This is a genomic window from Methanothermococcus jasoni (assembly GCF_049075655.1).
Classification (GTDB): Archaea; AGJL01; Methanococci; order Methanococcales; family Methanococcaceae; genus Methanofervidicoccus.
Window position 1 is genome coordinate 598,077 of record NZ_CP157522.1, and the last position, 14,269, is coordinate 612,345.

Below are 14,269 nucleotides of genomic sequence, written 5' to 3' on the forward strand. Positions count from 1 at the left end.
CTTAACTAAAAAATAAAAAAATAATGAAAGAAAAAGAATGAAAAGAAGATGATAATATGAAAAAATATTTTTTATTATTTTTATTATTGATAATACCGGTGAGTGTTGCAGATGTTTCAATTGTAGCACCAGCAGTTGCTGAAACAGATTATGGATATGTAGGAGCTCCTGTAAATATAGATGTGAAAGTATCAAAAGGAAACGGACATATATTTATGGACACTATGCCTATGACACAGCTTGATATGCAGGGCTCGGCAAGAATAGCCGCAAAGGTAGCCTTTGATATATGTGGAAAAAATCAGAAGGATTATGATATATACTATGTTGTTAGGTCTGATGTTCCAGTAATTGGAGGTCCATCAGCAGGAGCCACATTATGTGTAGCTACAATAGCATCGTTGAACAATTGGAGCATAAATAAAAATGTCATGATGACTGGAATGATTAACCCCGATGGAAGTATAGGTCCAGTGGGAGGAATATTAGAAAAGATGAAAGCCGCAAAATCCATGAATGTAGATTATTTTTTAATTCCTTCCGGAGAAAGATATGTTAAGGCAGATTTAAATGAAGCTGACAATAATACGGTAGATGCAGTAGAATACGGTAAAAGTTTAGGGATAAAAGTTATAGAGGTTAAAAGCATATACGATGCAGTTTATTACTTTACAAACCATAAAATCATAGAAAGAAATTACGAACCAAATCCCATAATTAAAAACATCTACGATAATAAGATGGAAAATTTATCCAATAAGGTCTTAAAACAAACTAAAAACAATTACAATTATGTAGAAAATAGGCTAAATTATGAATACAAATACAACACTCGAATAAACTACGATTTAAAGAAAGAGTTAGATACCAAATTAAAAACTTCAAAAACTAATATGGAATTAGCAAACAGCCTTTATATAAATAAATCATATTATGCCGCAACTTCAAAGGCTTTTGGAGCATTGATAACACTTGAAAGTATCAACACAACATTAAATTACATCGACAGCGATGATGGAAAGGACTACCTAAAAAAATATCTTTTAAGCGTTCAGAATGAATTGGACAATGAGAAAATATTAATAAATAATAAAAATTTATCAAAAAATAACATAGAATACATTATCGCATCTAAAAGTAGAATCTATGAATCAGAGGAGCTCATCGATAATGCATGGAAAGAATACTATAATAACAAACCACTATCTGCAATAGAATATGGGGCTTATGCAAAATTAAGGGGAAAAAGTGCCATTTGGTGGCTAAATTTAAATGATAATAATAATTATAATAAAAATGGCAATAAAAATATCGAAAATGAATTAATAAACGAATCTGATTTAAAATATCTTGCTCAGGAATATCTCGATAATTCAGAGATTGTTGTGCTATATTCTTCGATGGTATTGCCAACAGCTTTAACAAATGATGCTATGAAAAATTTAGATGATGCAAAAAAGTATTACAATCAAAAGGAATATTTGCTGTCAATTTCAAAAAGTATTGATGCCTATGTATATGCCACAACTTCACTTAACTATATGGAAGATACCGATTATTTAAAAAAACTGGCAGAAAAAAAGATAAATTTAGCAGAAAATTATGATGATGGATGTATTCCAGTATCTGCACTGGGGTATTACGAATATGCCAATACATTTAACGATAAAATGTCAAAAATATTATATTACAAATACAGCATAGCTTATGCTCAAATGAATATCGATGTATTGAATGAATTGAATGGCAACATTTCAAAAGTTGTAGAATACGACGAGAGCTCTACATTTACAGAAGACAGTCCTATAAATAATAATATTGAAACGAGCACAAACGCCAAATACAATATAACATTAAATATGGCATTTTTAGCTTTGGGATTATCCTGTGGAGTGTTTGCAGGATATCTTTTAGGTAGAAGGAACAGGGATGACGAATAAACAAAAAAGTAATATCAATAAATAATGAATAATAAATAATAAAAGCAATACTGGATAAATATAATATAAAAGGTAAATAATGTGATACTATGGAAAAACCGATTATTTGCAGAATAAAAGAGATAATAGAGGAAAGTCCTACTGTAAAAACATTTATACTTGATAAATATTTTGATTTCAAAGCAGGTCAGTTTGCCATGGTGTGGATTCCAGAGGTAAATGAAAAACCACTTGGATTGTTAAAAACCAAAAATTCCATAAGCTTTGGCGTGGCAAAAGTTGGAGAATTCACCGAAAAAATGCACAGTTTAAAAGAAGGGGATTTAATCGGTGTAAGGGGACCTTATGGAACATCCTTTGAACCATTAGGGGACAAAGTCCTTGCAGTTGCAGGGGGAATTGGAAGCGTTCCAATATTAAGTGCTGTGGAGGAATTTTTAAAAAAGGGCATATCCATTACTACAATACTTGGGGGAAGAACAAAAGATGAATTATTATATTTGGATAGATTTCAAAAATGCGGAAAACTTCATCCATGCACAGATGATGGAAGTTTTGGATATAATGGATTTACAACGGATAAGATGGAAGAAATACTAAAAAATGAAAAATTCGATTTAATAATTACCTGCGGACCTGAAATAATGATGAAAAAAGTTGTAGATATTGCAAATAAATACAATATTCCTGTTCAGGTTTCATTGGAACGGTATATGAAGTGCGGTATTGGAATCTGCGGACAGTGTGCTGTTGATGATGAAGGACTCTGTGTCTGTAAGGATGGTCCAGTATTCTGGGGAGATAAATTAAAATACATATCCGAGTTTGGAAAGTATAAAAGGGATGCCAGCGGTAAGATTGTTTAAAATATAAGGGTGATATTATCATTATCGGAGCTCAGGTATCAAAAAACTTCGTAAATACAAAAGATGACATACAAATACAGCAATGTGGAATTGATTTAAGAGTTGGAAAAATATTCAAATTGAAAGGAAATGGAACACTTGATTATACCAATGAAAAAAGGGAGCTCCCCAATTACATTGAAATATTCGACTCTGAAAAGGACGAAAAAATTGAATTGGATGTTGGCATATATACAGTTCAAATAGCAGACAGGGTAAAAATCCCAAATAATACAGCAGGTTTTGCCTATCCAAGAAGTAGCCTACTAAGGATGGGATGCACCATTTACACCGCAGTTCATGACCCAGGATATGAAGGTTATCCTACCTATTTAATGCATGTTTTGAACCCAATTACCATTTATAAAGATGCGAGAATTGCTCAAATCGTTTATATTGAATGCAATGAAGTAAATGGAGAATATGAAGGAATATACAACGAAAAAAATAAAAATAAGGAATAATAAATAAAAAATAAATAAAAAAGGAAATTAAAAATAATGGCTAAAAAAATAAAAAATTAATAACTGTCAAACCTGCTAATTTCTGTTATTTCTCCAACTAAATTTTTATTCATCAACTCTTTTGCCTTTTCTATGTCATAGTTGCCCAATAAATACATCATTTTAACCAGTGCAACTTCTGGAAGCATATCTTCACATCCGATTACTCCCAATTTTTGGAGCTCCCTTCCGTTTGAATAGACATTCATATTTATTCTTCCGTTTATGGTTTGGGTAGCCATTGCCACTAAAACGCCGTTATCTGTTGCATATTTTATATTTTCGAATATTGTTTCAGGAGTGTGTCCCAATCCTGTTCCTTCAATCACAATTCCCTTGTATCCATTATCCACATAGTAGTTTATGATATTTCCATCGATTCCCGGATATATTTTTATTAAAGCTACTTTTTCTTCTAAATTGGTGTTAATAGCTATGTTTTTTCCTTCGCTTTTCTTTATATCTCTTAAATATTCAATCTCCTTTGTGAATGGATTTATTTTTGCAACAGGGATATTATTTATCGATTTAAAGGCATCTCTTCTTGATGAATGGGACTTCCTAACCTTCACCCCTTCATGCAGATAGCAGAATGTATCCCCACTTTCCCCATGCATAACAACATAAACTCCCTTAATTGGTTGAGTGGATGCAATTACAGCACTTATAAGGTTCAATGCCGCATCTGATGAAGGTCTATCGCTACTTCGCTGAGCTCCCACGAGAACTATTGGAACATCTGCATCAATCATAAAGGATAAGGCACTTGCTGTGTAGTGCATGGTGTCTGTTCCATGAGCTATTACAATTCCATCTGCACCGTTTTCAATTTCCTTCTTAATCTCTTCTGCAATCATCTTCCAATAGGTTGGTGTCATATTTTCGCTTAATATGTTTAAAACAGCCTTACTATTTATATTTGCAATATCCAACAATTCAGGAACTGCCCTTATTAAATCGTCAGCTGTGAAAGCTGGATGAACGGCACCTGTGTTATAATCCACCCTTGAAGCTACTGTTCCACCAGTTGATAGAATTGATATGTTTTTTAAATCCTCTTTTTTCTCAATTTCCAATGGTGGAAGTTTGTATGTTGGTTTTTCCCCTTTGTTTATTAATTCTATTGATTTAATTTTATTCTTTGAAATGCCTATGTTGTATCCATTTTTCATTTTAATTACTATGATATTTTCATCCAAAGACGGCATTATAGTTCCAGTATAGTCCGTATTTTCCGTTTTTATAGTTATTAAATCTCCAATATTATAATCATCCATGATTTCACCGATAAAAATTGAAACTAAAAAATATAAAAAATAGATATAAAAAAATAAATTAATTTGGTTTTTTAATTGTTATTTAATTAATTATTTATCATTTAATTATTATTAAATTATTACCTATTGTTTATAATATTTTACAAATATTTCTTAACATAGAGCTCAGCATTTAAAACACTTGCACCAGCCGCTCCCCTGATGGTGTTGTGTTCAAGAGCTGTATATTTAACTGTAAATATTGGGTCTTTTCTAATTCTTCCAACGCTTATAGACATACCATTACCTGCATCCCTGTCCAATCTTGGCTGAGGTCTGTCGAGCTCATCTCTAATAACAATAGGCTTCGCATAAGTTGGAAGGTCGTATTCTTTTAATGGGTCGAATTTATCCATGACTTCTTTAATTTCTTCTGGTTCTGCCTCTTCCTTAGTTTTAACAAATATGCTTTCTGTATGGCCATCAATTACAGGAACCCTATTGCATGAAACTCCGATTTTAAAATCTGCGTCTATAAATTTGCAGTTTTCTTTATCCATGGCTCCCAATAGCTTTAAACTTTCAGTTTGCATTTTCTCTTCTTCGCTTCCAATGTATGGGATTAAGTTATCAAGTATTGCCATGGATGGAACTCCGTTGTATCCTGCCCCACTGATTGCCTGCATTGTAGTAATATTTACCAAATCAAGCCCAAATTTATCCATTATTGGCTTCAATGTAATCACTGCCCCTATTGTAGAACAGTTAGGGTTTGTAATTATCGCACCATCCCAGTTTCTGTTTTCCCTCTGAACCTCAATCATTTCAAAATGTTCAGGATTTACCTCAGGAATAATAAGTGGAACATCATTTTCCATTCTCATAGCTGACGCGTTTGAGAAAACCAGTTTTCCAGCTTTTGCAAATTCTGGTTCCAATTTTTTTGCCAAATCTGATGGAAGTGCTGAAAATACAATATCTACATCTTCAAATGCCTCGTGGTTTGCATCTGTTGGAACTACAATTTTGTTTGCCAATTCTTCTGGAATTGGTTCTGATTGATACCAATAACAGGCGTCAGCGTATTTTTTTCCCGCACTTCTCTGTGATGCGGCCAAAACTTCCAAATCAAATATAGGATGGTTTTCAAGCATCTGGATAAATCTTTGCCCAACATTACCTGTTGCTCCTAAAATACCTACTTTTATATTCATTTTTTTCACCAAAATTACTTATAAAATTAGAACATTAAACATATAATTATGATTATATTATAATGTACTTTATTATATATATTTTAGTCAATGATGATTATTGAATTTAATAAGTTAGGATTTAAACATGCGGATAAATAATAAAATGGAAATTTACTGGTGTTAAAATGGATAACAGTGATAAAGTAGTGATTACAGCGGATGAATTAAAAAAAATGATTAGAAACAATGAAGAGGACAAAATAGATGAAATAGATATAGTAACCACTGCAACATGCGGAATAATGTCTGGAACCATGGCGGTTTTCCATATTCCAATTGCAGACAGTGGAACATTTAGAAAGGCGGAAAAGATTTATTTAAACGGCATAGAAGGTTATGTGGGACCATGTCCAAATGAATATTTGGGTAGTGTGGATGCAGTAGTCTATGGGACAAATTATACTGGTGAATATGGTGGAGGATTTTTATTTAAAGATTTAGTATCTGGAAAAGAGATTGAAGCTGTTGTGGAAAGTGGGGGAAAAACGTATGAGAAAACATTATCATTGGAGGACATTCCAACAGCAAAAATGATTGGAACTAGAATGGCATTTAAAAACTATGTGGCAATTACGAATTTAAGTGATGAGTCTGTAAAAACCATATTCCATAGAAGAAGGTTAAAAAAAGGAGAGGCATCATTTTCTGGATGTGGTGAAATAAATCCACTTCAAAATATGAAATGTGATGAAAAGGAATTATTTGGAAAAAAAATTCTATTAAACGGTGCAGAAGGACTTATACTAGGATATGGAACAAGACATTCTCAAAATAAACCAAATATAATGATATCTGCTGATATGCACGATATGGATGCCTATTATTTAGGTGGATTTATCACTTCTGGTGGTGTAGAGGTATTCAATACTATAGCTGTTCCCATTGAAGTAAATGAAAAAAACAAGGAGTATTTAAAAACACTTGATGAAAACATCGAGCTCCCACTAACAAATATAATCGGTAGAGTTCCCGTGGGAACTGGAAAATATTCAGAAGTATGGAAAGATGCAGAATTGAGGCCAAAAGTTGATATATATAGGTGCAGAAACTGCGATACATGTATTGCAGAGGAATTATGCCCTACAAAAGCCATAAAAAGAATTGAACATTTAGGTGGTAGGCGTCTTCCAAATGAAAACTGCTTTGGATGTGGGGTCTGTGTAGAGGCATGCCCTTATGGAATATACCAAATGAAGAGAAACAGTATATTGGATATCCCCATTACATGCAGACAGTCAGATAGGGAGCGAGCTCTGAAACTTGCTAAGGATTTGAAAAGAAGAATAGAAAAAGGAGAATTTAAATTATAACCTGCTTAATATTCCATCCATAATTCCCATCTTATATATTTATTTTTAATTGTTATCGAAGCAAATTTTCAAGTTGCTGTCTCACGAAAACGAAGGTTTTCGTCGAGATTCACAAAAATATTGGTTTTTGTCGAACTTATAAAAACCTAAGGAGTTTTGTCAAGTTTTTTATATTCCTTATTTTTAATATTATTTATTTATAATAATATGATATCTTCGTATATTTAGGTATTAACATATTACTAAATTATTTAATATCTGTAATAACGATTTAAAATAGCAATTCTTAAATATAATATCATTAAAAATAATAGTAGTGGTATAATCAATAATAATCAAATGAAAAATCGGTGGTAAAATGGTTGTAAAAATAGGCATTATTAAATGTGGAAATATTGGGATGTCTCCGGTAATTGATTTAGCATTGGATGAGAGGGCGGATAGAAAAGATATCGATGTTAGAGTTATTGGAAGTGGGGCAAAGATGGGTCCTGAACAGGTGGAGGAAGTAACTACAAAAATGGTTGAGGAAATAAAACCCGATTTTATAATATATATCGGACCAAACCCAGCAGCACCAGGCCCAAAAAAAGCAAGAGAAATTTTAAGTACATGTGATATTCCATCAGTTATCATTGGTGATGCACCTGGTTTAAAAGCAAAAGATGAGATTGCCGAACAAGGACTTGGATATATCATTATAAAATGCGACCCAATGATTGGTGCAAGAAGGCAATTTTTAGACCCTGTTGAAATGGCTATGTTCAATGCAGATGTTTTAAGAGTGTTGGCTGGAACAGGTGCATTAAGGGTTGTTCAAAATGCAATTGACGCCATGATTGATGCAGTTAAAGAAGGAAAAGAAATTGAATTACCAAAAATAGTCATAAATGAAACAAAAGCAGTAGAGGCTATGGAATTTACAAATCCAAACGCAAAAGCAAAAGCGATGGCAGCATTTGTCATGGCTGAAAAGGTTGGAGATGTGGATGTTAAAGGATGCTTCATGACAAAAGAGATGGAAAAATACATCCCAATTGTAGCCTCTGCTCATGAAATGATAAGATATGCGGCTAAATTAGTAGATGAAGCAAGAGAATTAGAAAAAGCTATGGATGCTGTGAGCAGAAAACCGCATGCAGCAGATGGAAAAATATTAAGTAAAACAAAATTAATGGAAAAACCAGAATAAAGTAAATTTTATTATTTAATTATATTTTATTTTTATTTATTGTTGTTTTTGTATTTTATTATTTTTTTAATCGGATTTTTTTAAAATATTCATAAATTCGTCAATGGCTTCCTTTACTGTGTTTTTATCTGTTTTAATTACATTGATATAATTGTTTCCAAGGGCATTATAGGTTCCTGTGCCAATATCTTTAACAATAACTGCATTAATACCATTGTCCATTAAAAATTCCGTAATTTTTATGCCTCTTTTCTTATCCAAATCTTTTGCAGGGTTTTCTTTTACTTCAATATCTTTTATATTATATTCATAAGAATCAACACTTGCAATTACAAAATATTTTGCAAGAGAAAATTTATCTGCTATCGCCGAGCTCATCACATCATTATCATTTATTACATTAATTGGAACTGCCACTTTGATATATCTTTTTTTGATGGGGTCAATATGGACAGTTATATCGGATATGTTTTTTATATTTTCTTTTATTTTATCTACAACATCTTCTGAAATCTTATGGGCAGATTTAAAGGATAAATTTTCATCCACTTCAATGTGCATATCGCAGAATATAAATGGTCCAGATTTTCTAGCTTTTAAATGGTGAGCTCCTTCAACCCCATTTACACTTAATGTTATATTCTTTATTTGCTCAACTGTTTCTTCATCGCAAAAATCCATCAGCATATAAATATCCTTTTTAATCATTTTCAATCCCAAACCAATTACAATTAGGCTTATTATTCCCCCGACAATTGGTTCCAGAATGTAGTATCCAAAATAAGAGCCCACTACTGCAAACAATACTGCAATTGTGGTGTAGAAATCCACCAATGAGTGAGCTCCCTCCCCAACCATTGCATCAGAACCTATTTCCTTTCCAACCTTTGCCTTATATTTATAAAGATAGTATGTAACTGCAAGGGAAACCAATACTGCAAAAATTACTGCAAAATGGTGGTGTATTGGTGTAGGATTGCCAAATTTTTCAATAGATTGTCGTAGTGTTTCAATACCAGTTATAAAAATGATAAATGATACTGCAAAGGATGCAAGGGTTTCTGCTCTGCTGTATCCGTATGGAAATTTAGCATTTGGCTCTTTTTGAGCAAGTTTTAATCCAAAATACACTGCAATAGGTCCCAATACATCAGATAATGAGTGTAGAGCATCAGCTACAAGAGCCACACTTCCGGAAATATATCCAATAATGCCCTTCAATACTGCAATAAATAATGTCAATATGGCACTAATTACCATGACCTTTTTTCCTTTTTCAATATTCATCTTTTCACTATTAAAAAATTTAATACCAAATATTAAATAATATACTTTTAATCTAATTATGTTATATATTTGATTGCATCTTATTTCTACTTTATTTTATTTATTCCACCATTATATAATTATAATTATTACGGGTGATTAATTTGATTTTAAGCATAGACATTGGTTCAACCACAACAAAAATGGTGTTAATGGACGATAAAAATAACATAGAAAATTATATGGTAAAAAATATAGGCGTGGTTATTGAAGAGGGAGATATTCTAAATATAGTTAAGGAATTTGAAAAAAACCATGATATAAACAAAATAGTGGCAACAGGCTATGGAAGGCATAAATTATCCTTTGTAGATAAGGTAGTTCCAGAGGTCATAGCACTTGGAAAGGGAGCTCACTATTTTTTTGAAGGAGCTCATGGAGTCATAGATATAGGAGGTCAGGACAGCAAAGTATTAAAAATAAATGATAAAGGGGATGTTTTGGATTTTATACTATCTGATAAATGTGCCGCAGGAACTGGAAAATTCTTAGAAAAATGTATCGATATTCTAAAAATAGATGACGATTTAAACGACTATAAATCAGACAATATAGCAAAAATATCTTCAATGTGTGCAGTCTTTGCAGAAAGTGAAATAATTTCCTTACTGTCTAAAAGAACCCCGAAGGAAGATATATTAATGGGAGTTTATGAGAGTATCTCAAACAGGATTGTTCCAATGGTCAATAAATTAAAGCTAAATAATATAGTATTTAGCGGCGGTGTTGCAAAAAACAGAGTGTTGATTGAACTTTTGGAAAAAAAATTAGATAAAAAGCTATTGGTTCCAGATGAACCCCAAATAGTTTGTTGCGTTGGTGCTGGTTTAATGGTTTAATGAACATTGTGATAAAAAATATAACCAAAACTTTATATTTTGCCAAACTATATAGTTTAAATGAGATGTTATATATTTTATATACTTATTAATTCACACTTTGCTTTTTTGGTGTTAAAATGGAATATATATCTAATTTAAAGAGAGCTGTTAAGACCCTTCGAAAAAACAGAAAAAACAATATATTGATATATACACATATAGATACTGATGGCATCACTTCGAGGGTGATTTTAGAGGAGCTCCTACACAGATTAAACATAGAGGCAGAATTTAGATTTTTAAAACAACTTGGTGTTGATTCCATTGAAGATATTCCATTTAAGGACTATGATTTAATAATTTTTGCAGATTTGGGAAGTGGGCAGATTAATCTTATAAAAGAAAAAATGGAAGAATACAACCTATTGGACAGAAAGGATAAAAATATAATCATTTTAGACCACCACATACCTGCAAATACGAATATTCCAGAAAATATAATAAATGTGAATCCTTGGAACAACAATATCGACGGAGGAAAGGAAATTTGCGGTGCTGGTGTGTCCTATTTATTTGCGAAAATGTGCAACCCCCGAAATATCGACTTGGCAAAATATGCCGTTCTTGGTGCAGTTGGAGATATTCAAAATTTAGAAGGCAAATTCACAGGATTTAATAGAATTATATTAAACGATGCGGTAGAGGCAGGGGACATTGTAGCATTTCCAGACCTTCAATTTTACGGAAAGCACACAAAACCTATTTTTGCATCTATTAAGTATTTTACAGATGTTAGAACCGACTTGATGAACAACGATTCAAGGATTATAAACTTTATAAACAATATAAATAGAAAATACAATTTAGACATTATACCAAAAGAAAGCCTATGCGATTTGTCCTTTGACGAAAAAAGGATTCTTGGAAGCGAATTTTTAAATAAATGCAATAGATATGTTCCTTCCAATTGGGCGAGATTTCTTCCAAAGGTAATATTCGGAGAAAGCTATGAATTTAAAAAGGAGGAGATAAAAACACCATTTAGAAATTTAGAGGAGTTTTCAACCTGCATAAATGCCTGTTCCAGATATGAAGATTATGAAACTCCCCTTAAAGTTTTAAAAGGAGATAGGGAAAAATATTACGATAAAATGAAATCACGACTAAATGCCCATAAAAGAAACCTTTCAAAATCACTCCAATATATAAAAGATAATGTTGAAATAATCCAGAAAGACAAATTTCAATACTTTGAAGTGGAAAATGGCACAATAGAGGGAAGTATAATTGGGATTGTAGCTGGAATGAGCTATTCAATAGAAGAGGTAGATTGGAAAAAGCCCATATTTGCAATAGGGGAAATGGATAATGGTTATAAAGTATCTGCCAGATGTCCAAAGCTCTTATCATTTGCCGAAGACATAAACCTTGCCGATGCCATAAGCTACGCATCTAAAAAAGTTGGAGGAAGCGGTGGAGGGCATAAATTTGCCTGCGGTGCATATATTCCAGAAAAAAAGGATTTTATAAGGCATCTTGAAAACAAACTATAATTAAATTATAATTATTTTATAAAATTACTCAATCATAAAAATAAAAACTTAAAAGATTTAAAAGTGATTTTATGTATAACAACGATAAATTTAAAAATACATTTAAAGAGGATACAAAATTTGCATCAAAGTATGAAATTGATGTAATTAATAGATTAACTGGTTTAAATTTTGATTATGATGATTTAATACTGCTTGAAAAACTTGCAGGGGATGATTACAGGAAAAGAATGTATTTAGATGAAAATACACAAATTGGAATACTTGAATTTGATTTAATTGATTTAGATTGGAAATTTACTCCGTCCCCTTATTATTATCAGTTGGTAGATGAAAAGAAAATAATACTAAAACCTACAAAAAGAAGATTAAAGGGGAAGTATTTAAAAGAAGAATATGTTGAAAATATTGACGAATACAAAAGTATAGTGGAAGATACGAACTATTTTGTCGGTATTGACATAGGGACATTTTTAGGAGTTGGAATAAAAAGAAATGATAGAATAAAATTGAAGGACTTAAAAAGGAAAAAAGAAGAAATTAATATTAATAAAATAAACGATTATTTAGAGAAAAACAAAAAAAGAATGGATTATCTTGTAAAATCATCAAAAAATATCCTTAAAAAATATATCAACAAATATAAAAACAAAGGGTATGTAATAAATGTATCATTTAGTGGCGGAAAGGATAGTGCAGTTTCCACACTTTTGGCAAAAGAGATGATAGAGGATATTGATGTTTTATTTATCGACACAGGTTTGGAGTATCCTGAAACGATGAAATATGTTAAAGATTTTGCAAAAAAATACGATTTGAATCTGCACACTATAAACGGCGATTACTTTTGGGATGAATTGGATAAAGAAGGTATTCCTACAAAAGATAACAGATGGTGCAATAGCGTTTGTAAGCTGATGCCATTGAAGAGCTTCTTTATGGAAAATTATCCAAATAAAAAAATATTAACAATTGATGGTTCGAGAAAATTCGAGAGCTTTGCACGGGCAAATTTGGATTATACTAGAAAAAGTGGATTTATAGACTTTCAAACTAATGTATTTCCAATACTTGATTGGAACGCTGTTGATGTGTGGAGTTATATTTATTTAAATGATGTTCTTTATAATCCAATGTATGATAAAGGGTTTGAAAGGATAGGGTGTTATATGTGCCCAGCCGCACTTAACAGCGAATTTTTAAGAGTAAGAGAGCTCCACCCAAACCTATGGGAAAGATGGGCAAACTATTTAAAAAAATACTACTCAGAAGATGATATATTGAGGGGATTTTGGAGATGGGATGAGCTCCCTCCAAAGATGATAGAAATTAAGAAAAATTTAAAATAGAACAAAATAAATGTAATTAAAATAGATTAAATATAGCTAATAAAAATGATAATAATAAAGGTGATATTGTGGATAAAAAAATAACAATCGTTGGAGCTGGTCCCGGAGACCCTGAGTTGATAACATTAAAAGGAAAAAAAGCCATAGAAAACGCAGATATATTAATATATGCTGGCTCTCTTGTTAATAGGGAAGTTTTAAACTACAACAAAAAGAATGCAAAAATATACAACAGTGCAACAATGAACTTGGGAGAAATTATTGATGTAATTGTTGATGGTGTGGAAAAGGGCTTAAATGTTGTAAGGGTGCATACGGGAGACCCATCCATATATGGAGCAATAAAAGAGCAAATTGATGAATTGAAAAAACATAATATAGATGTTGATATTATCCCAGGAGTCACTTCCTTATTTGCAGCAACCAGTTCATTGAAGGCAGAATTAACTCTTCCAGAAGTCTCCCAAACTATAATAATTACAAGACCTGAGGGAAGAACTCCAAAACCTAAAAAAGAAAAAATAAAAGATTTGGCAAAACATCAAGCTACTATGGCAATATATTTAGGCGTTGGTATGATTGATAAGGTTGTAAATGATTTAATTGAGGGAGGATATAATGAAGATACACCTGTTGCCGTAGTTTATCACGCATCATGGGAGGATGAGAAGATTATTAAAGGAGCTCTAAAAAATATATCCAATAAAGTTAAAAACGCAGGCATTACAAAAACGGCATTGATTATAGTAGGGGATGTTTTAGACCCAAAATACTATGAATATTCAAAATTATACGACAAAGATTTTGAGACAGAATATAGAAAGGTTAAACACTAACTGCAAACTAATTGCAATAAGC

12 protein-coding genes are annotated in these 14,269 nt (G+C 31.8%); 9 read left to right on the forward strand and 3 right to left on the reverse strand.

Annotated elements, in window-relative coordinates; translation table 11 throughout:
* Positions 1 to 56: 56 nt before the first annotated feature.
* The 3 genes from Mjas_RS03140 to Mjas_RS03150 all read left to right on the forward strand — a co-directional run bounded on the left by Mjas_RS03140 (position 57) and on the right by Mjas_RS03150 (position 3,309).
* The gene (locus Mjas_RS03140; protein WP_421078325.1) at positions 57 to 1,940 is read left to right on the forward strand and encodes a S16 family serine protease; all 1,884 of its coding nucleotides are present in this window, start codon (positions 57 to 59) and stop codon (positions 1,938 to 1,940) included.
* Positions 1,941 to 2,029: 89 nt separating this feature from the next.
* A complete protein-coding gene (locus Mjas_RS03145; protein ID WP_421078326.1) occupies positions 2,030 to 2,806 on the forward strand; it encodes a dihydroorotate dehydrogenase electron transfer subunit in 777 nt (258 codons plus the stop codon).
* Positions 2,807 to 2,823: 17 nt separating this feature from the next.
* On the forward strand, positions 2,824 to 3,309 hold the full coding sequence (locus Mjas_RS03150; RefSeq protein ID WP_421078561.1) for a deoxyuridine 5'-triphosphate nucleotidohydrolase: 486 nt from the start codon (positions 2,824 to 2,826) through the stop codon (positions 3,307 to 3,309).
* A 56-nt stretch (positions 3,310 to 3,365) separates the two neighbouring features.
* Here Mjas_RS03150 and gatD read toward each other — a convergent pair whose 3' ends face one another.
* Positions 3,366 to 4,625, reverse strand: coding sequence for a Glu-tRNA(Gln) amidotransferase subunit GatD (gene gatD, locus Mjas_RS03155; RefSeq protein WP_421078327.1), 1,260 nt, complete (start codon positions 4,623 to 4,625; stop codon positions 3,366 to 3,368).
* Between the two features lie 140 nt (positions 4,626 to 4,765).
* The gene (gene asd, locus Mjas_RS03160; RefSeq protein ID WP_421078328.1) at positions 4,766 to 5,818 is read right to left on the reverse strand and encodes an aspartate-semialdehyde dehydrogenase; all 1,053 of its coding nucleotides are present in this window, start codon (positions 5,816 to 5,818) and stop codon (positions 4,766 to 4,768) included.
* A 167-nt stretch (positions 5,819 to 5,985) separates the two neighbouring features.
* Here asd and Mjas_RS03165 point away from each other — a divergent pair, with 167 nt between their 5' ends.
* Positions 5,986 to 7,170 (forward strand): methanogenesis marker 16 metalloprotein, encoded by a 1,185-nt coding sequence (locus tag Mjas_RS03165; protein WP_421078329.1) that lies wholly within the window; start codon positions 5,986 to 5,988, stop codon positions 7,168 to 7,170.
* A 358-nt stretch (positions 7,171 to 7,528) separates the two neighbouring features.
* Positions 7,529 to 8,362 (forward strand): F420-dependent methylenetetrahydromethanopterin dehydrogenase, encoded by an 834-nt coding sequence (locus tag Mjas_RS03170; RefSeq protein WP_421078330.1) that lies wholly within the window; start codon positions 7,529 to 7,531, stop codon positions 8,360 to 8,362.
* Positions 8,363 to 8,428: 66 nt separating this feature from the next.
* On the opposite strand, the gene Mjas_RS03175 is transcribed toward Mjas_RS03170, so the two are convergent.
* The gene (locus tag Mjas_RS03175) at positions 8,429 to 9,649 is read right to left on the reverse strand and encodes a cation diffusion facilitator family transporter (RefSeq protein WP_421078331.1); all 1,221 of its coding nucleotides are present in this window, start codon (positions 9,647 to 9,649) and stop codon (positions 8,429 to 8,431) included.
* 143 nt (positions 9,650 to 9,792) lie between these two features.
* Here Mjas_RS03175 and Mjas_RS03180 point away from each other — a divergent pair, with 143 nt between their 5' ends.
* The 4 genes from Mjas_RS03180 to cobM all read left to right on the forward strand — a co-directional run bounded on the left by Mjas_RS03180 (position 9,793) and on the right by cobM (position 14,247).
* On the forward strand, positions 9,793 to 10,527 hold the full coding sequence (locus tag Mjas_RS03180; protein WP_421078332.1) for an acyl-CoA dehydratase activase: 735 nt from the start codon (positions 9,793 to 9,795) through the stop codon (positions 10,525 to 10,527).
* A gap of 119 nt (positions 10,528 to 10,646) precedes the next feature.
* Positions 10,647 to 12,062, forward strand: coding sequence for a single-stranded-DNA-specific exonuclease RecJ (recJ, locus tag Mjas_RS03185; RefSeq protein ID WP_421078333.1), 1,416 nt, complete (start codon positions 10,647 to 10,649; stop codon positions 12,060 to 12,062).
* A 71-nt stretch (positions 12,063 to 12,133) separates the two neighbouring features.
* Complete coding sequence (locus Mjas_RS03190) at positions 12,134 to 13,411, forward strand: phosphoadenosine phosphosulfate reductase family protein (RefSeq protein ID WP_421078334.1); 1,278 nt, start codon at positions 12,134 to 12,136, stop codon at positions 13,409 to 13,411.
* A 68-nt stretch (positions 13,412 to 13,479) separates the two neighbouring features.
* Positions 13,480 to 14,247, forward strand: coding sequence for a precorrin-4 C(11)-methyltransferase (cobM, locus tag Mjas_RS03195; protein ID WP_421078335.1), 768 nt, complete (start codon positions 13,480 to 13,482; stop codon positions 14,245 to 14,247).
* Positions 14,248 to 14,269: the final 22 nt, after the last annotated feature.

Bases quoted from the DNA above. Each gene is read 5' to 3' on its own strand.
- Mjas_RS03140 (WP_421078325.1), top strand. From the start codon at position 57: ATGAAAAAATATTTTTTATTATTTTTATTATTGATAATACCGGTGAGT.
- Mjas_RS03145 (WP_421078326.1), top strand. From the start codon at position 2,030: ATGGAAAAACCGATTATTTGCAGAATAAAAGAGATAATAGAGGAAAGT.
- gatD (WP_421078327.1), bottom strand. From the start codon at position 4,625: ATGGATGATTATAATATTGGAGATTTAATAACTATAAAAACGGAAAAT.
- asd (WP_421078328.1), bottom strand. From the start codon at position 5,818: ATGAATATAAAAGTAGGTATTTTAGGAGCAACAGGTAATGTTGGGCAA.
- Mjas_RS03165 (WP_421078329.1), top strand. From the start codon at position 5,986: ATGGATAACAGTGATAAAGTAGTGATTACAGCGGATGAATTAAAAAAA.
- Mjas_RS03170 (WP_421078330.1), top strand. From the start codon at position 7,529: ATGGTTGTAAAAATAGGCATTATTAAATGTGGAAATATTGGGATGTCT.
- Mjas_RS03175 (WP_421078331.1), bottom strand. From the start codon at position 9,649: ATGAATATTGAAAAAGGAAAAAAGGTCATGGTAATTAGTGCCATATTG.
- recJ (WP_421078333.1), top strand. From the start codon at position 10,647: ATGGAATATATATCTAATTTAAAGAGAGCTGTTAAGACCCTTCGAAAA.
- Mjas_RS03190 (WP_421078334.1), top strand. From the start codon at position 12,134: ATGTATAACAACGATAAATTTAAAAATACATTTAAAGAGGATACAAAA.